This window comes from Chryseobacterium sp. MMO-72 (assembly GCF_037146035.1).
In the GTDB taxonomy this organism is placed as follows: domain Bacteria; phylum Bacteroidota; class Bacteroidia; order Flavobacteriales; family Weeksellaceae; genus Chryseobacterium; species Chryseobacterium indicum.
In genome coordinates this window covers 72,675-93,263 of record NZ_JBBCWG010000001.1, presented here as the reverse complement: position 1 = coordinate 93,263, position 20,589 = coordinate 72,675, and the positions used below count along the sequence as shown (strand labels likewise).

Genomic DNA, 20,589 nt, shown 5'->3' with positions numbered 1-20,589 from the left:
AGTTAAGCTTATTTAAAAAATCGATTAAATTTAAATTATTGATTTCAAAATAAGGATTACTTAATATTCTTAACTCCTTAACAAACAGCTTAATGGTTAAAAATAGGTTTTATTTTCTAAAAACATGAAACTCTTTGGTGAGTTCAAGATATTGGTCCGAGTATTGTCTCGGACTTTTTTCTATGGTAAATTCGAGTTCTTCGTACGATCGCTCGTTTAAAGAAAATTCAAGAATCAGTCTTTTTGTTTTTGAGTTTTCAATCCCTTTAATGTTGATTTTTTTAATTAAAAAAAGCTGATTTTCATTCGCAATCTTAATAAAAGCGTTTCCGGCTTCAACAGGAATAATGACTGAAAGAATTCCCTCTTTTGTTAGCAAAGAAGACGATTTTGAAATGAGCTGTCGGAAATTCAATTCAACGGTCTGCCTTGCGATTTTATCTTTTTCTGAGTCGGAAACTTCAAAGTACGGCGGATTGGAAACAATGAGATCAAATTTTTCTTCGGATTCAAAATATTTAAAGTCCTGATGAATATTTTTTAATCGTGAAGCGAAAGGTGAATTTTCAAAATTAAGTTTGGTGAGATGTGCCGCTTCTTCATTAATATCAATTCCTAAAAATTGTGCATTCTGATTTCTCTGCGACAGCATCATGGAAATCAAACCTGTTCCGGTTCCGACCTCCAACACTTTGGAAGCATTATCAACATCAGCCAAAGCACCCAGCAAAACACCGTCTGTTCCTACGCGAAAGACATTTTTAGACTGCTGAATTTCAAATTGTCTGAATGTAAAAGGTTTCACTATAAATTCGTCGGTAATGTGATGGTAAATGTCGATCCTTTTCCGACTTCGGATTTTACGGTGATTTCTCCTTTATAATCTTCCACCATTTTTCTTACCATGGAAAGACCAAGTCCCATCCCGCTGTTTTTTGAGGTGAAATTAGGCTCAAAAATCCTTTCATAAATATTTTCCGGGATTCCGATTCCGTTGTCCTGAACAGAGATCATTACACGTCTCTGATGTTGTTCCAGATCTACATTGATGATTAATTTTCGCTCTTCACTTTCCGCCTGTCTTGCATTCGTTACAAGATTGGTAATGATTCTGGACAAATAGATTCTGTCCATATTAATCATGATGTTGCTTTTATTGGAATGCATGAAAATACTATCATCATTAAAAACACGGAGAATATCTTCCACCTCAGTGTTCAGATTGATGATTTCATTGTTTTTTTCAGGCAGTTTGGCAAATTCCGAGAATGCAGAAGCTACGGTAGCAATTAAATCGATCTGATCGACCATGGTTTTGCTCATCTGTTTTACTCTTTCTCTGATATTCGGATCTTCGGGATCAAATTTTCTTTCAAAATTCTGGATAGTCAGTTTCATCGGTGTTAAAGAATTTTTTACCTCATGCGCAACCTGTTTTGCCATTTCTCTCCACGCTTCTTCCGAAGCTTTAAAACGAAGCCTCTCCTTCTGATCCTGAATCTGGAGAATCATTCGGTTATATGCTCTCGCCAAAGCATTCAGTTCGTCGTTTTTATAGTAACGGATGGGACGCATTTCGTTTTCAAACAATGTAATGCGGGTAATCATATCCGAGAATTTAGTAATATTTTTTGCCAAACTGTTAGACATCACCCAGCTAAACCATACGCTGAATAAAATCAATAAAACATCTACAAGAACAATATACTTTACATAAACGTTTAAGACATCAAAATAAGCCGCTTCATCATGATAAAGCGGAATGTATACGATCCCTATAGGTTCAAAATCATTATTCCTCAATAATAAATACGAGGAAGTAAGTACTGCATCTTTTTTAGCATCATAGCCTTTGATATCAACTCGTGCTTTTGTGGCTAAAATCTTGTTGATGATGTTAATAGGAACCATTTTTTGTTCAATATGGTTACCTTCCCGATTAGACAAAATGTAATTTCCTTTGAGATCATATATATAGATATCATGATGATTAATATCACCAATCTCATAAATTTTAGTTCCCAGAACTTTCTTCAGATCATCGGTTTTTACACGTACTCTGCTCAGTTCATAATCCAGATAACTCATTACAGTACCTGTCTTGTTCTGCATATCAATCTCACTCTGTTTTTCATAATTTTCTTTCAAAACAAAGTAAGGCACCAGCGAAGAAGCGACAACACTTAAAAGGCAAACCAACAGGAAACCGAAAAAAACCCGGTTCCTTAAGCTATATCCTTTATACACATTAATTGACATCCGCTATTTTTTAATTAACCTAGCAATATACTTACCAATTATATCAAATTCCAGATTAACTTTATCCCCTATTTTCAGATATTTCATATTTGTGAATTCCCATGTATACGGAATGATCGCTACAGAAAACTCCGTATCTTCACTTTTTGCCACGGTTAAACTTATTCCGTTTACTGTAATTGAGCCCTGCGGGACGGTTACAAAACTACCATTATCTTCATACTTCATCGTAATAAAATAACTTCCGTCTTTATTCTCAATATTCACCACTTCTCCGGTTTTATCTACGTGTCCCTGAACAATATGCCCGTCCAGTCTTCCGTCCATTTTCATGCAGCGTTCAAGGTTCACCACGGTTCCTTCCTGCCATTTTCCAAGATTTGTTTTTTCTAAAGTTTCATTGATGGCGGTTACAACATATCGGTCTCCATCGATTTTCACAACCGTAAGACAACATCCGTTATGGGCAAGACTCTGGTCTATTTTCAATTCGTTGGTAAACGGGCATGTTAAGGTAAAATCTATATTGCTTCCGTTTTCTTCGATCTTCTCAATTACTCCAACTGCTTCAATAATTCCTGTGAACATATTATTTTTTGCTAAATTTGTAAAATTATAATGTTCAAAGATAATCAAAATGAGCCCAAAAAACCATAAAGTACGAGTAGGAATTTCAATCGGAGATTTCAACGGCATCGGTCCCGAAATCATCATGAAATCTCTTTCAGACAAAACCATTACGGATTTTTTCACTCCTGTAATTTTTGGTTCGGGAAAATTATTTACCTATCAGAAAAATATTTTTAAGTTAAATTTAAATTTCAACTACATCAACGAAGCTTCACAGGCACATGCAGGAAAACTGAATATGGTAAATCTGGTGAAGGAAAATTCGATGGTAGAACTGGGAACACCTACGGAAGAATCTACCAAAATGGCAATCGATTCTCTGGAAGCGGCTACCGAAGCTTTACTGAAAGGGGAAATCGATGTTTTGGTTACAGCACCCATCAATAAAGATGAAATGGTAAAAATGGGCTTTAAACACGCTGGTCACACAGGATATTTTGAAGAGAAATTCAATAAAAAAGGATTGATGTTTCTGGTAACGGAAGATCTGAAGGTGGCAGTTTCAACGCATCATATTCCGATTGCACAGGTTGCGGAGAATATTTCCAAGGAAAAAATTAAAAAACAGATTAAGGTTTTAAACCAGACTTTAATTGAAGATTTTAATATTACCCGACCGAAAATTGCTGTTCTGGGCTTAAATCCTCACGCTGGAGACGGCGGAGTGATCGGAAAAGAAGAAATTGAAGTTATTGCTCCGGCAATCAAAGAACTTTCCGATAATGGAGTTCTTGCTTTCGGACCTTTTCCGGCAGACAGTTTTTTCCAGCCCGGAAAATATAAAAGTTTCGATGCTGTTTTAGCCATGTATCATGATCAGGGACTGGCTCCGTTCAAAACGCTGGCTTATGAAGAAGGGGTAAATTATACGGCCGGACTTCCGTTCATCAGAACTTCTCCGGATCATGGAACAGCTTATGATATTGCAGGAAAAAATGTTGCTGATGCACAAAGTTTTACGGAAGCTATTTTCACTGCCATTAAAATTTTCAGAAACAGAACGGAATACAATGAGCTGATGAGCAATCGTCTGCAGCCAAGAAAAATTGCAGTAGACAATGGAATAGATGAAGATCTGCCGGAGGAAACTGAAGGATAAATCTTTAATAAAGATTTTAAATTAATTTGTTAGAAATTTTATTTGTTATTATAAAAAAATTGCATATTTTTGCACACTCATTTTATGGACAAGTTAAGAAACTATGACGTAAGCTTTTCCGGGTTAAAAACCGGTAAGCACGAGTTCAGGTTTGAGATAGATAAAGAGTTCTTTCAATTATTTGACACTGAACAGGAATTTACAGATCCTAAAATTACAGTGGATGTTTTATTAGACAAGCATTCTACTTTTTTAGAATTTGAGATCAAGGTAAAGGGAACAGTAGAACTGGTTTGTGATATTTCGAATGAAAATTTCGATCATCCTATCGAAAACCAGATCAAAGTTTTGGTAAAGTTTGGCGAAGAGTATGATGACAGTGAAGAAGATGTAATCACTATTCCGACTTCAGATCATGCATTTAACATCGCACAACTGATTTACGAAAACGTAGCCCTTTCTATTCCGATGAAAAAGATTTCTCCGAATGTAAGTGATGATGATCTTGCCATTCTGGAAAAGTTCAGTCCAAAAGAAAGTCAGGAAGAGGAAGAACATGAAAGCGATCCGAGATGGGACGCACTGAAAAATTTGAAGAATAAAAATTAAATAGTTTAATGATGAGATGATGAATCTCATCGCTCATCAATTAAAAAAGTTATTACAAAATGGCACATCCAAAGAGAAGACAGTCGTCTACAAGAAGAGATAAGAGAAGAACTCACTACAAAGCTGTAGTTCCTCAATTAGCTAAAGATGCAACAACAGGAGAGCTTCACCTATACCACAGAGCTCACTGGCATGAAGGAAAACTTTACTACAGAGGTAAAGTAGTATTGGAAAAAGAAGTAGCATCTACTGAAGAAAACTAAGAGTCGCTTTTCCTCGAAAAACACTCATTTTAATACAAAAACCGCCCAATTTTGATAAAATTTGGCGGTTTTTTGTTGTTTTTTATGTTTTTTTGGTATCTTTGGAACAAAATCAAATATCAATTTTATGGACATTAAAGACATCCAAAATCTTATCAAGTTTGTATCTAAGGCAGAAGTTTCTGAAGTAAAATACAAAACTAAAGATTTCGAAATCACTATTAAAACTCCATTGGCCGGAAGCGAAGTTGCTTATGCTCAACCTGCAGTTTACCACACTGCTCCTCAACAAGTAGCGGCTGCTCCTGCACCGGTTGCAACTCCGGCTGCTGCACCTGCTGCAAGTACAGAAGCTGCATCTGATGACAGCAAATACGTGACCATTAAGTCTCCAATGATCGGAACTTTCTACAGAAAGCCATCTCCGGACAAAGACGTGTTCGTAAATGTTGGTGATGAGGTTTCTAACGGAAAAGTAGTTTGCGTTATCGAGGCAATGAAGTTATTCAACCAGATCGAATCTGAGGTAAGCGGAAAAATCGTTAAAATTTTAGTAGACGATGCAACTCCTGTAGAATACGACCAACCTTTATTCTTAGTAGATCCATCTTAAGGAATTTTAGATTAAAGATTATAAATTTTAGATGAAGCTTTTTCATTTAAAATAATTTAAAATTCAAAATTTATAATTTAAAATTTCGAAGATGTTCAAAAAAATATTAATAGCCAATCGTGGCGAAATTGCAATGCGTATTTTACGTACTTGTAAAGAAATGGGAATCAAGACTGTAGCCGTATATTCAACTGCGGACAAAGACAGTCTTCACGTAAGATTTGCTGATGAAGCGGTTTGTATCGGTCCTGCAATGAGCAAAGATTCCTATCTGAAAATTCCTAACATTATTGCTGCTGCGGAAATTACAAACGCAGACGCTATTCACCCTGGTTACGGTTTCTTATCTGAAAACGCTAACTTCTCCAGAATCTGCCAGAAGAACGGTATTAAATTCATCGGTGCGACTCCTGAACAAATTGAAAAAATGGGAGACAAAGCAAATGCTAAGGCAACCATGAAAGCTGCAGGAGTACCTTGCGTACCGGGTTCAGACGGTTTGATCGAGTCTTATGAAATCGCTGCTAAAACTGCTGAGGAAATTGGTTATCCGGTGATGATCAAAGCAACTGCAGGTGGGGGCGGAAAAGGAATGAGAGCTGTTTGGAAAGCTGAAGACCTTAAAGACCACTGGGAATCTGCAATTCAGGAAGCTGTTGCAGCATTCGGGAACGGAGGAATGTACATGGAAAAACTGATCGAAGAGCCAAGACATATCGAAATTCAGGTTGCAGGAGACCAGTTTGGTAAAGCTTGTCACCTTTCTGAAAGAGACTGTTCAGTTCAGAGAAGAAATCAGAAACTTACGGAAGAAACTCCTTCTCCTTTCATGACGGACGAACTTCGTGAAAAAATGGGAGAAGCTGCTGTAAAAGCTGCAGAATTCATTGGATATGAAGGTGTAGGAACTATCGAATTCCTTGTAGACAAGCACAGAAATTTCTTTTTCATGGAAATGAATACAAGAATTCAGGTAGAGCACCCTATCACTGAACAGGTTATCGATTATGACCTGATCAGAGAACAGATTCTTCTGGCTGCAGGAACTCCGATTTCAGGAATCAATTATTATCCGAAATTGCATTCAATTGAGTGCAGAATTAATGCGGAAGATCCTTACATGGATTTCAGACCTTCTCCGGGGAAAATCACAGGATTAAATATTCCTGGAGGACACGGAGTGAGAGTGGATACACACGTTTATTCAGGATATACAATTCCGTCTAACTACGACTCTATGATTGCAAAACTAATCACAACAGCTCAGACGCGTGAAGAAGCTATTGCAAAAATGAGAAGAGCACTGGAGGAATTTTATATTGAGGGTGTAAAAACAACAATTCCTTTCCACAGACAACTGATGGATAATGAGGATTATCTTTCAGGAAACTATACTACAAAATTCATGGAGGATTTTGTGATGGACAGAAAATATGATAATCACTAAATTGATTATTTAAAATATTTGAACCGCCTCATTTTTGGGGCGGTTTTTTATTAAAATCAAAACAAAAAGATATTTAAACTGTAATTGACAAGTGATTGGAATAATAATTTCCAAAACATTCTGTTCTGTCATTAAATTGTACTTTTCCCACGAAATTTTTCAGTAGAAGATTTCTGTTTATTCATATCAATTATAATGTTTAAATTTGTACAAAACCTAAATTTATGTCAACAGTAGAAACAATAAAAGACTCACAATATTTCATTGATCTTGAAGACCGACACGGAGCCCACAACTACCACCCTCTTCCGGTTGTTTTAGATAAAGGAGAAGGTGTTTTTGTCTGGGATGTGGAAGGAAAGAAATACTACGATTTTCTTTCAGCCTATTCTGCTGTCAACCAAGGTCATTCTCATCCGAAAATTGTAGGAGCATTAGTTGAGCAGGCTCAGAAACTTGCTTTAACGTCAAGAGCTTTTTACAATTCGAAACTGGGAGAATACGAAAAAAAGATCACTACCCTATTTGGTTTTGATAAAGTTTTACCAATGAATTCCGGTGCTGAAGCAGTGGAAACAGCAGTAAAATTAGCAAGAAAATGGAGCTACGAAGTAAAAGGAATTTCTGAAAATGCTGCAAAAATCGTAGTTTGTGAAAATAATTTCCACGGAAGAACCACAACAATTGTCTCGTTCTCCAATGATCCTGATGCGAACCAGAATTACGGTCCGTTTACTCCAGGTTTTATTAAAATTCCTTATAACGACCTTGAAGCTTTAGAAGAAGTTTTGAACAGAGAAGCAGAAAATATTGCTGCATTTTTGGTAGAACCTATTCAGGGTGAAGCCGGAGTATATGTTCCGAATGATGGATTTTTAAAGAATGCTTCTGAATTGTGTAAAAAGCATAATGTTCTTTTTATTGCCGATGAAGTTCAGACAGGAATTGCAAGAACAGGAAGGTTAATCGCCTGTCATCACGAAGATGTACAACCCGATATTCTAATTTTAGGAAAGGCTCTTTCCGGTGGAATGTATCCTGTTTCAGCAGTTTTAGCGGATAATGAGATCATGAATGTGATTAAACCGGGACAGCACGGTTCTACATTCGGAGGAAACCCAATTGCTTGTGCAGTAGCTGTTGCCGCTTTAGATGTTGTTGAAGAAGAAAAGCTTTCTGAAAGAGCGGAAGAACTGGGAAAATTATTCCGTTCTGAAGTTGAAAAAATTATTGAAAAAACAGACCTCATTACAAAGGTTAGAGGAAAAGGTTTGCTGAATGCTATTTTAATTAACGATACTCCGGAAAGTTCCACTGCATGGAATCTTTGTCTGAAGCTAAAAGAAAACGGACTTCTTGCAAAACCGACTCACGGAAATATCATCCGTTTGGCACCGCCTTTGGTGATCACAGAAGAGCAATTGCTGGATTGCGTAAAAATTATTGAAAAAACTATTTTAGAATACCATATCAGTTTGAAATAATCATTTCAAAGATTCACCTTAATTCACTTTAAAGCATTTTACAAATTTTGTTTCAATAATTTTAAGCTATAAAATTATTGAAACAAAATAAATTGTTATCCCTATACTAATGGAATTTCCATAACTATATTTTACTATAATCTTATTTGTAAAATTCGTTCATAGAATTGCAAATAATTATTAGTCATAACATTATAACTATATTGTTTAGTCCATTTTTTTATGTCATCACTCACATTCTCTTTATCAGCATTATAAAGATTCATTTTTTCTTTAAATGTCTGAGACATTGCTTCTGGCGCAAAGTTATCAAAGTAAAAGGCTTTATCTCCACCGATTTCAGGAAGACTTGTATATGTTGAAAGAAATACAGGCTTTCCAAATGCCATTGCTTCAATAGGGGGAATTCCAAAACCTTCAGCTATCGATGGATGGCACATTGCTTCACAATGTTGAATAACAGCATATTTTTCCTCTTCAGAAACATTCTTCAAAAAATGAACTCGGTTTTCAAGATTTAAATCTTTAATTTTTTTTCTTACTTCATCTGCATACGGTTGCTTTTCATCCGAAGCTATAAGAACCAAATCTTCATCAATATAAGGCAGCATCTCAACTAAGGTTAATTGATTTTTTTTATTAAAAAGCACACCAATATTAAGTATATACTTTTTATTTTTTAAAAATACATATTTGCCTAAATCATATTCTTTATTCTCTGGAAGCTCAATTCCATTATGAATAACTACAATATCTTTAAGTTTATTGAATTTAAAAAGCCCTTTATTATGAATTAAATCTTGTTTAGCATATTTGGAAATGCATACTATATAATCCGCATTTTTTAAATTATTTTGTACTTTTTGAAGCATCTTTTTCTTTTTGGAATCAGAAATATTTTCATGCAAAAAGTTTAAATCGTGCAGAGTAACAATTTTAAGTGTATTTTTATAATTTCGGTGAAAATATGATGAAAGCTGATGACTGACATGAATTAAATCAAATTGATTACTAAATAACTCAAAAAACTTATGGGTTTTTCTCCAATAGATATATTTAGACTCGGATTCAAATCTGGAAAGCTGTTCTTTACTCCCAAAATATGTAATTTGAAACTTGGAGTTTGTTTTTAGTAAACCTTTTGTAAGATTTCGGAATACATTTGCAATTCCTGAATTTGGATAGCGAAGACGCTCAAGATCAATTAAAATTTTTGCCATCATTTATATTATATCGAAAATAGTTATGAAAATTTATTTTTAAAAAATATTTTTTCTTTTTCAAGACTATGATTATTTTTAATAAAACTATATGCTTTATTTCTTAAATCCTCATAAAGAACATCATCTTTTAGAAGAAATTCTATATATCTTGCAAATTCCTCATCATTATCTGTCACAAGGCAACCATTGTCACTTTTTTGTGAAAGTCCATCTACCCCACGAGTATTTGTAACCACTGGGAGATTGTTACTAAGCGATTCCAGAACTTTAATTTTTACACCTGTTCCGCTTAGCATAGGACAAATTGTAATTCTTGTATTGTCATAAAACTCTTGTAAATCATCTACCATACCATGAATGATTACATTTGGGTATTCTTTTTTAATCTCATCACCTATCTTACCGATAATATGTATTTGAATATTATTATTTAAATATGGTAAAACTTTTTCTAAAAACCAGTTTATACTTTTTATATTATGAGGGTTATTACTTGCAACATATACCACATCATACTTATAATAATTACTAATTAGATTTAAGTCCTTCTGTTGAAAAGATACCGGAATATGAACTATTTTGCCATCAGTAAATTGTTCAAAAATATATTTCTCTTCAATTGAGAAAGTCCAAACTTCATCAAACTTTCTTAGCGCTTTTACTTCTGACTGAAATAGTTTGCCAATTTTACTTATTTTGTTTCTAGATTGAGCAGTTATAAAATCATGAGAATCCAATATTTTATAAGTATTATAATTCAAATCATCAATCAGACTGCTCCATGAAGCGTAGCTAATAATAATCTTATCATATTTTTTTGCATTAAGGATTTTAGAAACCTTTTTATTTAAAAATGGATTCGAAATATCAATAGTTGTTCCTCTTAATAGTTTAGGAATAAAATTTGGAATTTTATAAAAGAAAAAAGATTTAACAGGATTTTTTTTCTTATCAATTTTTCTATTTGTAAGAATAAGATTAATATTGGGGTATAGGTTGTGAAACATTTGAATAGAAAAAGGAGTCCAGGTTCCCCAATCGCTTATAGATAAGAAATCGACTTCATTATTTTCTGAAGAATTATTCAGAAATTCTAAAACTTGTATACATCTGGTTATATTTCCAGCCTTACCCTCTGTCGGACAATCCGGCATGAAGTATAAAATTTTTTTCTTCAACTTTTATATTGTTTAATCTAAATAATACTCAAAAGATAAAATTAATTTCTGCCACTCTTCAAAAATAAATTTAGGGTTATATTTTTTCATATCCTGATAAGCCTGTTCTCCTAGTTTTTTTCTAATTTCAGTATCATTAAATAATTGCTCAAGATATTTTCCCATCTCATCATTATCCGCAGCTAAAAACCCATTCTGCAGGTTTATAATAAGTTCATTTACCCCAGAGCATGTTTTAAATCCCAAACAAGGAAGTCCTACAGACATAGCCTCAGTTAACGCAAGCGGAAACCCCTCATATTTACTTGGAAAAATGAATGCATCAGCATCTTTTAGTTTATCTATTGGATTATTAGCAAATCCCATAAGAAAAACTCTATTCTCTAAATTATTCTTTTTTATTAACTCTTTTAATAATTCATAATCCTGACCCACTCCCCAAAAGTACAAATCCCAATTCGAAAATTTATTTTTTAGTTTAGCAAAAATATCAATTGCAATATTCTGCTGTTTACAACTAGTAACTAAAGAAGCAATATTTACTATTTTAAACCGAGACTTATTACTATCATATTTGACAGAATTTTCCTCAAATTGAGGAACAGGATTTGGAATTACAAAACATTTTCCATTAAAAGTATCAGGTAAAAAATCTTTGTAGCTTTCAAACAAAATTTGGATTCCCGTAAGCTTATGATAAGATTCTTTTAAAAGTTTCATCTCTGTTGGACTTCTATACCATAATATGTCGGTATAGTCATAATCAGGTCTTCCGTTTGTTGAATTAACAATAGGAATTCTAAAGTCATTTTTGAATGTAATTTCTAAAAGAGAGCTTATTGACATTGTTATAATAATATCAGGATTCAACTTCTCTATATAATTTTTCCAATCTCTTGATCTTTGAAGCAGATTATACTCAAACACTCCTTCTTCACCTCCAAATTCTCTGTATATTTTTTTATTATAAAATTTTGCTTTCTTTTTCTGAACCTTAAATTTTAACCACAAAAAGGGATTTTTACCTTTATAGTTATAAAATGATAAAGGAAGTTTTTGAATAGTTTTTGAATTAAATATATTAGTAACTTTTACATCTTTATGTAAAAAGAAAATTGGTTTTCCAGATATATTTTGATTTGTTGCAATCTCAACACTATGACCTTTTGAAACAAAATTATTTGCTAAAAAGGAACAAATTTTCTCCGTACCTCCTGACCCATTAATAAAATTTATATGTTGAACCAACAAAATTTTCATCTTTCAAAATTCTTTATTATATCGCTTCTTAATTTTTTTCTTATTGATTTAATAGGAATAAATTTAATAAGCTTCAAATATATTTTTTTCTTTTTCTCTCTACGTATTAAATAGTACGGATAATATTTTTCATATTTACGAAAGTCTTCCTCTTTTAGAAAATATAAAAATGCGTCGCTTAGATATTTTTTTTCTTTATTTTTAAGATATGGAAAAACATTTTTATCCATAAATTCTTTAATGATACTTCTTAGGTATATTTTCTGGTCACCGTCTAATGGCATTGCAATATATCTGAACTCAAATGGCTCATGTTCTATAAACAAAGCTAAATGTAGAGCATGAGATTGGAAAAGAGAATATTTTATATAAAATTCTTCTAATATTTCAAACCATTTGGGAATTGTTCCCAAAACTTTTTCAACATTTTCATTAATTCTAACATGATTTTGATTTTCGTGCTTCCGATAATGATAATTACCTTTGCTATTTAGGCTTATATTTTTTGTAAGTGCTAAAAGCTGATGAGAAAATATCCCATCTTCTCCCGGTTGAATATTTTCTGGAAATTTAATATCTGAATATCTTCTTACAAATTCAGTTTTTATAAACTGAGCGCAAGTTGGTAGTGCCATCACATAAGGCATACGTTTGTAAAAATATTCCCCTACTATTACAATATCACTATTCTGATTCTTTGCAGTTTGATAGGATGTTGCTAGAAATTCTGAATCAATTGTATCATCTGAATCTAAAAAAAATATATATTCTCCTCTAGCCTTTATTAATCCCAAATTTCTAGCAATAGAAACTCCTGAGTTTATCTGAGAAAAATAGATTATTCGAGTATCTTTATTTTGATAATCCAAACATATTTCTGGTGATTTGTCAGTACTTCCATCATTGATTAAGATTAACTCAAAATTATGGAGGCTTTGTTGTAAAACACTTTCGATAGCTTCTACCAAAAACTTTTCTACATTATAAACAGGTATAATTACAGATACGAAAATATTATTTTCTTCAGTATTCATTGGATACTATTTTGATAGGCAATCATCAATTTTCTTTTTATTTAATTGAAATTGTCTATATTTAAAAATTCCAGTTTTATAACCAATAATTGCCCCAAAACTAATGTTTTCATCTGTTGTGGACATTGGAAATATACAAGACCTATAAGTATTGTGCTCTACTAATGGGCTAGGAAAAACTTTAAAATTTAATCCGTCTTTAGAAAATGCTAAATAAAGACTGTCTGCTGTATATTTTTTCACATCGCCAGCTGCAATGCATAAGAAGTAATAACCGTCAATGTAAGTAGCTTGAATATGCCAAGGCGCAAAACTAGTGTTTACTTGTGTCCAAGGTTTATTAATGAAGTTTACAACCTTACTTTTTTTAAAAACAGAAAAATTCAAACCATCATTAGATGTTCTTCTAATGATATAAGCACCATCGTTTCCCGGAAAATTTTGACTAATATTATTTTCCACCTCATAACTTATATATCCTTTTCCATTATAAATAAAACTAGGAGATATCATATGATTGTCCTTGGGTGAATAAGGAGGATTACTTGTATAAACTACTTCCATAGGAGTCCAATTTATACCATTAGTAGAGGTTTGTCTTACAATAGTTCTTTGAGCATTTTTTAGTAATTTCTGTATATTATTTGGACTTTTTGACCCTCTTTTCAGTAAGGCTGTTGCCTTTATAAAACTTCCTCTAAAATATAACGAAAATTTTCCATTTTCATAAGTCCAATCAACATCTGACCAAAAACCTTGTTTTTCATCACCTTTTTTTTCAAAAAAACTTTCATCATAAGATGGGGTACTTTGAAGAGGTCCCAACATCCCAGCAGGAGGAGACCAGTTTATTCCATCGTTTGAAACGACTACGGTTGGATTTTCAAATCTTTTAGAATCAGGTGCAATACCTATTGTTCCAAAATAAGGTGTAAAAACCATCCAATATTTATATCCATTGAAGCCATTAGGAAAGTACTGAACATCGGGATGGCAATATCCAAAATTGGGAGCATAAATATTCTTAATAAATGCAAGATTATTTTGCCCGGGATAATTCCCATTTGCTAATACATTTATATTTACAGTTCCTATATCGGTCAAATAATCTGTAAATCCGGCATAATCTATATCATTATTTGGTACAGGAGTTACATTTTCAGCATACAAACTATCATCTTGCCTAGAGCAAGAAATCGTAAAAATTATAAGTGAAAGTAATAATATACTATTTTTACGAATATGGCTTAACATCTTTAATGTATAAATTTATTGTCGATCATATTCATCCTCAAGCCTTACAATATCATCCTCCCCGAAATAAGTTCCCGTTTGTACTTCGATAAAAACGACCGGTTTATCGGAAAGATTCATTATTCTGTGTTTGGCACCAAGAGGTATAAAAATGCTTTCGCCGTAAGATAAACTGACTTCTTTACCATCCAGAACTACGGTCGCATCACCTTCAATGATCGTCCACTGTTCCTGTCTTTTATGATGATACTGGTAAGATAATTTCTGTCCCGGATTTACTTCTATTCTTTTCAGCTTATAATGTGGCTCATCCGCTAAAACATAATATTTTCCCCAAGGTCTTTCTCCGATTTCTAACATATTTGTTTAATAATTTTTAGCGAATGTAGTCAAAATATTTTTTCAATACCAAAAGTGATATTAAATTTTCAACATTTTTATCTTTAAACTGCGCTCTGTATTCTTTGGCATTTCGTATTATTTCCAAAGCTTCATTTTCATGATCGATGTAATACTGAAGTTTTTCCTCAAGATTTTCATAATTCTCATTAATCCCGATAAAATGCTCATCCGGTTTTAAAGTTCCTTCCATATACCATGTTTCCATTTTTAAAGGAGGAGAAACAGCAATGGAATTCGAAGACATGATCCACTTTAAATTTGTGGCAACATCATTTCCTTCAAGACTCAAAATAAATTTATTCTTCAGATGTTCCCCGATCGAAATCTTAGGTTTTATCCATTCCTGATTTCCGTTTTTGTTTACCTGTCCCAGATCACAAAGCGGATTGTGAAAATATTTTTCATAAAATCTTTTTCGGTGTTCCTGATGAACTGCCGCTCTTCCGATCATGATATTTTTCTTTTCAGAAAAATTAAGATTGTCTTTTACAGATACAAAATGTCTTGCTTTGTCCAGATTCAGTAAAATATTGTTCTCATTATTTCCGTGAATAGGACGGCTTTTCGTTATTTTGGGAAAATCCAGAATAGTATTGACATCACCAAATGCAAAATCAATCTTTAAATTTTTCGGAAAATATCTTGCATACTCATAGGTATCAAAATAATAGGCTTTCGGAGTTTTGGGCTTCAAAAGATCTGCAATCGTAGTTCCGGAATGATTTACCAGAGTTTCAACGGAAATTTTATTGTAATAGTCTACTCTTTTTTCAACAGTTTTAAGCTGTTCTTTGGAGACTCTTTTATAGAGATGATCAATCTTTTTTTCAAAAGATTGTACAGGAAATAATCCTCGTGCAAATCCCTGAATATAAAAAGATAATTTATTCTGTTTTTTAACTTGTGCCATGGTGAATTTAAAACTTCACAAAAATACAGCATTATATCTGTTATTTTTCGAAAAGGAAATTATTTTAGATGATTTTTATTATCCTAAAATTAAATCATTCAAATACATGATTAAAATTACTTTATCGCAAATAAATGTACCTTTTTATATTAGTTTAAGTAAATTTGCAAAAATTTTTATTTAAAATGGACAAAGTAAGAGTACGTTTTGCTCCAAGTCCTACGGGACCTTTACATTTAGGAGGCGTAAGAACCGCATTATACGATTATCTTTTTGCTAAAAACCAAGGAGGCGAATTTGTATTAAGAATTGAAGATACAGATACCGCAAGATACGTTGAAGGAGCAGAAGAATACATTGAAGAAGCCCTTGAATGGTGCGGAATTATTGCCGATGAAAGCCCGAAAAAAGGAGGAAAATTCGCTCCGTACAGACAATCTGAAAGAAGAGATATTTACGATAAATATACAGAGCAGATCTTAAAAACAGATTATGCTTACATTGCTTTTGATACCGCTGAAGAACTGGACGCGATCCGTGCAGAATATGAGGCAAGAGGAGACGTTTTTTCTTATGACAATAAATCAAGAAACCGTTTGAGAAACAGTATTGCTCTTTCTGAAGAGGAAGTTCAGAAATTGCTGGATGAAAAAACGCCGTATGTCGTGAGATTCAAAATGCCGATCGACAGAACATTAAATCTTGTAGACATCATCAGAGGAAATTCTTCCGTGAATACCAATACTTTAGACGATAAAGTTCTGGTAAAAAACGATGGAATGCCGACTTATCATTTCGCCAACATCATCGATGACCACGAAATGGAAATTTCTCACGTTATCCGTGGTGAAGAATGGCTGCCTTCTTTAGGACTGCATACCTTATTATATGAAGCAATGGGTTGGGAAGCGCCTCAGTTTGCCCATCTTTCTTTGATTTTAAAACCTGAAGGAAAAGGAAAACTAAGCAAAAGAGATGGCGATAAATTCGGGTTCCCTGTATTTCCTTTGAATTTTAAAGATCCTGCAACAGGAAATGTTTCCAAAGGATACAGAGAAAGCGGATATCTTCCTGAAGCATTCATCAATATGGTTGCGCTTTTAGGCTGGTCTCCTGCAGACGATAAAGAAATTTTATCTCTGGATGAAATGGCAAAAGAATTTGATCTGAATAAAGTTCATAAAGCCGGAGCAAGATTCAGCAAAGAAAAAGCAGAATGGTTCAATCATCAGTACATCCAGAAAACTTCGGATGAAGATTTACTGAATATTCTTAAAAATTCAGATTTAAATTTAACACTTTCAGACGACAAACTGTTAAAAGTGATTAAGCTGATGAAAGAAAGAGCTACCTTCCCGAAAGATATCTATGAAAACGGAAAGTTTTTCTTCGAAGCACCCACTTCTTATGACGAAAAAGCATCTAAAAAAGCCTGGAATGATGAAACTTCGGCAATTTTAGGGGAATTGGCTTCAAATCTTGAAGTGACTGATTTTAATGCTGAAAATCTTAAGCAGAAGGTTCATGATTTCGCGGAAAATAAAGGTCTGGGAATGGGTAAAGTGATGATGCCGTTGCGATTATCTTTAGTAGGAGAACTGAAAGGACCAGATGTTCCGGACATCATGGAACTTCTTGGAAAAGAGGAGACTATCTCCAGAATAAACAATGCAGTAAATAATTTTAAATAGATTTTGATAATTTTTCATAAATTTGAAAGATTTAATTTACTTCAAGAATGGAATATTTAAGTTTCGAACTTCCTATAAAAGAATTAATGGACCAATACCAAACCTGTTCTTTAGTAGGAGAAGAAAGTGGTGTTGATGTAAAATTAGCATGTAGCCAGATCGAGGATAAAATCATAGAAAAGAAAAAAGAAATCTATGGAAATCTTACCCCTTGGCAAAGAGTACAACTTTCCCGTCATCCGGATCGTCCTTATACACTGGACTATATCCACGGGATGGTGGATAAAGGCAGTTTCTTAGAACTTCACGGAGACAGAAATTTCGCAGATGATCCTGCCATGATCGGTGGTTTAGCAACCTTGGACGGTCAGAAAGTAATGATCATCGGAACTCAGAAAGGAAGAACTACAAAAGAAAGACAGCACAGAAGATTCGGAATGCCGAATCCTGAAGGATACAGAAAAGCTTTAAGACTGATGAAGCTTGCAGAAAAATTCAGAATTCCTGTAATTACTTTGGTAGATACACCGGGAGCTTATCCTGGTCTTGAAGCGGAAGAAAGAGGACAGGGAGAAGCAATTGCAAGAAACATTTTTGAAATGACGATGCTTAAGACTCCTATTTTCACCTATATCATTGGTGAAGGAGCGAGTGGCGGAGCTTTAGGAATTGGTGTAGGAAACAAAGTATATATGTTGGAAAACACTTGGTATACGGTAATTGCACCGGAAAGCTGCTCATCCATCCTTTGGAGAAACTGGGATCATAAAGAAGATGCGGCAAACGCTCTGAACCTGACTCCGAAAGATGCTTTAAGAGAAAAATTCATTGACGGAATTGTGGAAGAACCTCTTGGAGGAGCACATTACGATCCGGAAACAACGTATCTGAATCTTAAAAATTCAATATTGCAGAACATCAAAGCCTTTTCAAAATTCACTGGAAAAGAACTTGAAACCCAGAGACAGGAGAAATTCATTGCGATGGGGCAATTTAAAGGATAAAATATAAAACCGGTTAAGAAAAATCTTCTTAGCCGGTTTTTATTTTTATTGTACAAAACAAAGGTTAACTTTCACTATTGCTTGGTAAAGATTAAATCTTTTGTTTCTGGTAGATAAATCGTTGTATCTAAATTAGGAGGGCATTTAGCTGCAGTTGTAACTATATCATTGGGTCTATATTCCCACGAAACTTGTGTTGAACTAATTTTTTTTAGTTTAATTCCTCCAAAACCTATGTTACAATTTGTACCCGTATAAACAAAATTTACTGTATTTTCAATTGAATCAATATCAATACTGTACAAAGCCGCAATATTAAGATTATTATTTTGGGTATCCTGTAAAATAACTCCAGATGGATTTTTCACAATATATTTTATTACTAAGACATCCATATAATAATTCTTTTGACCACTTTCTTCTAATTTATGTTCTTGCTTAGTTATATAAAGAGTAATCTCTTTACTATTAAAACTTGCTTTATAAATTCCTATGTAAGAATTAAGCTCATTATTAATATCTTTTAAATATGCACCATTTGGTATATCAAAAAAAGAAGTATTAAGAGGTAAAGTTTGAGCTTGACAAGAAACTAAGCTAGTAATTAAAGCTAACGTTAAAAATTTAATTAAGTTCATATTTTATATTTAAAATTTTTTAATTAAGGACAAGGTGTCCCTACAGGAATTCCATTTATGTCTAAATTTACATTATAAACGTTACCATTAGGTTCTATTCGCTGCAAATTCACTTTTCCACTTAAATTCATAATTTTAAGCGTTTCAAAGAACAATTTTTCCAATCCTTTTTCGTTAAGGTCTCCAGAATTTTTTATGTAAGTCGTTCCACTTTTAGATTTATTAGTTAGATTACTTACAACTTTTTGATAATCTATAATAAATTGATTCATTTGTGCCGTTGTGTAAGTATAACCTCCCAACTCTGCACCTGTTCCTGTATAAGTTATTACATAGTTTATAAATTGCTGATTGCTTGGTGGACAATTACACCATTCCGCTGCAATCATCCCTAAATAAGCATTTCCAACACCATCTTGTATACTTTGTGCAGCTGCAAACCCAAATAGAGCATCTATATCTGGTGGGGAAAACATATGTGTTCCTAATGCTGTGTGATTATGGTATCCCCCATAAGAATCAGTCACGTCATTAAATATCACATGGTGAGCAGCACTAACATTAGCAGGAACTATTGTTCCGTCTTTCTTCTCTTTAAAACCTATTTCTCCTGCGTTTATGTTACTCAGAGTGCTTAATGCCTGTGTTTTTACATTATTTATTCCCGCTTGTACATTTGGTTTATTAAGGACAGATTTAGTTTTCTCGCAGGGCGTCTGGTTGTTCTGCGGCGTTTGCGGTGCCCATCCTCCGCCACCGTGTAGAATAGGACCGCCGCTCATGTCTCCGGTATACGGCGGCGAATATCCGCCGGTATTTATTATAATATCCGGTATAGGGGCCTCCTCTGTTGTATGAACGGTAATTATCACTTCCTCGATATCTTTTATCGGAGGATCAGATTCTCCCCGCGCTGTTTGCTGATGCTGCGCATAATGCTGCTGAAATTCGAAAATAATAGATTGTGCTAAAGCCGACTGGTTATTCACAAGATAAAAATCTACCCAACTTCTGTCTTCATTAATCTTTCCGTACCACAGCGCCGTTACCACGCCTTCTTTAAGAATAGGATAAAGAATATATTTATTAGTGGTTCCAAAGGTTTGGGAAGAAACATTATAATCGATAGATCCGAAATCATCATATAATTGCTTGTAAAAATCCGGATGTTTTACGATAAAATTGTAGATAATACTGCTAAAAGGATCTGCATAGCTGAATTCTGTATTTTCTTCACCTTTAGCATAGCGGTTTTTAAAATCTGTTAATTCTCTGGAGTGCTCTTTCTCAAATCTTTCAAAAGCAGCAATTTTTTCTTTTTGCTGATGTTCTTGCTCCTGGATAGCTTCATCCGTTCTGCAGGAATAAAGCAGTACACTAAAGACCGACATAAATGCCAGCCACGAAATCATTTTTTTCGTCATAGTTATTTGTTGTTTTTTTAATAGGTTAAATATACTGTTTTTTTTAAATTACTCTACAAATATGTGAAAAATAATACTTCCCCAAAAACCTATATTTGCATAAAATTACCCGATTATCGGGTAAAGCCAGTGATTTGAAATAATTTTCTATATTTGTTTTAAATATT

At 33.5% G+C, this 20,589-nt stretch carries 20 protein-coding genes; 8 read left to right on the top strand and 12 right to left on the bottom strand.

What is annotated here, in order from left to right; genetic code table 11:
• Window positions 1-109: 109 nt before the first annotated feature.
• Genes WFH39_RS00400 through WFH39_RS00390 form a run of 3 tightly spaced genes read right to left on the bottom strand, consistent with a single transcriptional unit; the run spans window position 110 to window position 2,847 of the window.
• A complete protein-coding gene (locus WFH39_RS00400; protein ID WP_336688382.1) occupies window positions 110-805 on the bottom strand; it encodes a tRNA1(Val) (adenine(37)-N6)-methyltransferase in 696 nt (231 codons plus the stop codon).
• Window positions 805-2,259 (bottom strand): sensor histidine kinase, encoded by a 1,455-nt coding sequence (locus tag WFH39_RS00395; protein ID WP_336688381.1) that lies wholly within the window; start codon window positions 2,257-2,259, stop codon window positions 805-807. The genes WFH39_RS00400 and WFH39_RS00395 overlap by 1 nt, the downstream gene beginning before the upstream one ends.
• A 3-nt stretch (window positions 2,260-2,262) precedes the next feature.
• Entirely contained in the window at window positions 2,263-2,847 is a 585-nt protein-coding gene (locus WFH39_RS00390) for a riboflavin synthase (protein WP_235131728.1), read from the bottom strand.
• A 49-nt stretch (window positions 2,848-2,896) separates the two neighbouring features.
• On the opposite strand from WFH39_RS00390, the gene pdxA reads away from it, so the two are divergent.
• The 6 genes from pdxA to rocD all read left to right on the top strand — a co-directional run bounded on the left by pdxA (window position 2,897) and on the right by rocD (window position 8,404).
• The gene (pdxA, locus tag WFH39_RS00385) at window positions 2,897-3,988 is read left to right on the top strand and encodes a 4-hydroxythreonine-4-phosphate dehydrogenase PdxA (RefSeq protein WP_336688380.1); all 1,092 of its coding nucleotides are present in this window, start codon (window positions 2,897-2,899) and stop codon (window positions 3,986-3,988) included.
• Between the two features lie 84 nt (window positions 3,989-4,072).
• Window positions 4,073-4,597, top strand: coding sequence for a YceD family protein (locus tag WFH39_RS00380; protein WP_214587416.1), 525 nt, complete (start codon window positions 4,073-4,075; stop codon window positions 4,595-4,597).
• A 59-nt stretch (window positions 4,598-4,656) separates the two neighbouring features.
• On the top strand, window positions 4,657-4,860 hold the full coding sequence (rpmF, locus tag WFH39_RS00375; protein ID WP_076390581.1) for a 50S ribosomal protein L32: 204 nt from the start codon (window positions 4,657-4,659) through the stop codon (window positions 4,858-4,860).
• 127 nt (window positions 4,861-4,987) lie between these two features.
• Entirely contained in the window at window positions 4,988-5,473 is a 486-nt protein-coding gene (gene accB, locus WFH39_RS00370) for an acetyl-CoA carboxylase biotin carboxyl carrier protein (protein WP_336688379.1), read from the top strand.
• Between the two features lie 91 nt (window positions 5,474-5,564).
• Window positions 5,565-6,920, top strand: a complete 1,356-nt coding sequence (accC, locus tag WFH39_RS00365) for an acetyl-CoA carboxylase biotin carboxylase subunit (RefSeq protein ID WP_336688378.1) — start codon at window positions 5,565-5,567, stop codon at window positions 6,918-6,920.
• 224 nt (window positions 6,921-7,144) lie between these two features.
• A complete protein-coding gene (rocD, locus tag WFH39_RS00360; RefSeq protein WP_336688377.1) occupies window positions 7,145-8,404 on the top strand; it encodes an ornithine--oxo-acid transaminase in 1,260 nt (419 codons plus the stop codon).
• Window positions 8,405-8,538: 134 nt separating this feature from the next.
• Here the strand turns inward: rocD and WFH39_RS00355 are convergent, their stop codons facing one another.
• Genes WFH39_RS00355 through WFH39_RS00325 form a run of 7 tightly spaced genes read right to left on the bottom strand, consistent with a single transcriptional unit; the run spans window position 8,539 to window position 15,665 of the window.
• Window positions 8,539-9,624 carry a glycosyltransferase family 4 protein gene (locus WFH39_RS00355; RefSeq protein ID WP_336688376.1) on the bottom strand — a complete coding sequence of 362 codons (1,086 nt, stop codon included), beginning with the start codon at window positions 9,622-9,624 and terminating at the stop codon, window positions 8,539-8,541.
• A gap of 23 nt (window positions 9,625-9,647) precedes the next feature.
• Window positions 9,648-10,805, bottom strand: coding sequence for a glycosyltransferase (locus WFH39_RS00350; protein WP_336688375.1), 1,158 nt, complete (start codon window positions 10,803-10,805; stop codon window positions 9,648-9,650).
• A 12-nt stretch (window positions 10,806-10,817) separates the two neighbouring features.
• Complete coding sequence (locus WFH39_RS00345; protein WP_336688374.1) at window positions 10,818-12,065, bottom strand: glycosyltransferase; 1,248 nt, start codon at window positions 12,063-12,065, stop codon at window positions 10,818-10,820.
• Window positions 12,062-13,099 (bottom strand): glycosyltransferase family 2 protein, encoded by a 1,038-nt coding sequence (locus tag WFH39_RS00340; RefSeq protein ID WP_336688373.1) that lies wholly within the window; start codon window positions 13,097-13,099, stop codon window positions 12,062-12,064. Before WFH39_RS00340 ends, WFH39_RS00345 begins: the two co-directional genes overlap by 4 nt.
• 6 nt (window positions 13,100-13,105) lie before the next feature.
• On the bottom strand, window positions 13,106-14,353 hold the full coding sequence (locus tag WFH39_RS00335) for a hypothetical protein (RefSeq protein ID WP_336688372.1): 1,248 nt from the start codon (window positions 14,351-14,353) through the stop codon (window positions 13,106-13,108).
• Window positions 14,354-14,368: 15 nt separating this feature from the next.
• The gene (locus WFH39_RS00330) at window positions 14,369-14,713 is read right to left on the bottom strand and encodes a phosphomannose isomerase type II C-terminal cupin domain (protein ID WP_336688371.1); all 345 of its coding nucleotides are present in this window, start codon (window positions 14,711-14,713) and stop codon (window positions 14,369-14,371) included.
• A 16-nt stretch (window positions 14,714-14,729) separates the two neighbouring features.
• Window positions 14,730-15,665, bottom strand: a complete 936-nt coding sequence (locus tag WFH39_RS00325) for a glycosyltransferase (protein WP_336688370.1) — start codon at window positions 15,663-15,665, stop codon at window positions 14,730-14,732.
• A gap of 185 nt (window positions 15,666-15,850) precedes the next feature.
• On the opposite strand from WFH39_RS00325, the gene gltX reads away from it, so the two are divergent.
• Both gltX and WFH39_RS00315 read left to right on the top strand, forming a co-directional pair.
• Window positions 15,851-17,356 carry a glutamate--tRNA ligase gene (gltX, locus tag WFH39_RS00320; RefSeq protein ID WP_336688369.1) on the top strand — a complete coding sequence of 502 codons (1,506 nt, stop codon included), beginning with the start codon at window positions 15,851-15,853 and terminating at the stop codon, window positions 17,354-17,356.
• A gap of 47 nt (window positions 17,357-17,403) precedes the next feature.
• Window positions 17,404-18,360 carry an acetyl-CoA carboxylase carboxyltransferase subunit alpha gene (locus WFH39_RS00315; RefSeq protein WP_076390571.1) on the top strand — a complete coding sequence of 319 codons (957 nt, stop codon included), beginning with the start codon at window positions 17,404-17,406 and terminating at the stop codon, window positions 18,358-18,360.
• Window positions 18,361-18,434: 74 nt separating this feature from the next.
• Here the strand turns inward: WFH39_RS00315 and WFH39_RS00310 are convergent, their stop codons facing one another.
• Together WFH39_RS00310 and WFH39_RS00305 are read right to left on the bottom strand one after the other, a co-directional pair.
• The gene (locus WFH39_RS00310; protein WP_336688368.1) at window positions 18,435-18,998 is read right to left on the bottom strand and encodes a DUF6705 family protein; all 564 of its coding nucleotides are present in this window, start codon (window positions 18,996-18,998) and stop codon (window positions 18,435-18,437) included.
• Window positions 18,999-19,021: 23 nt separating this feature from the next.
• A complete protein-coding gene (locus tag WFH39_RS00305) occupies window positions 19,022-20,422 on the bottom strand; it encodes a hypothetical protein (protein ID WP_336688367.1) in 1,401 nt (466 codons plus the stop codon).
• Window positions 20,423-20,589: the final 167 nt, after the last annotated feature.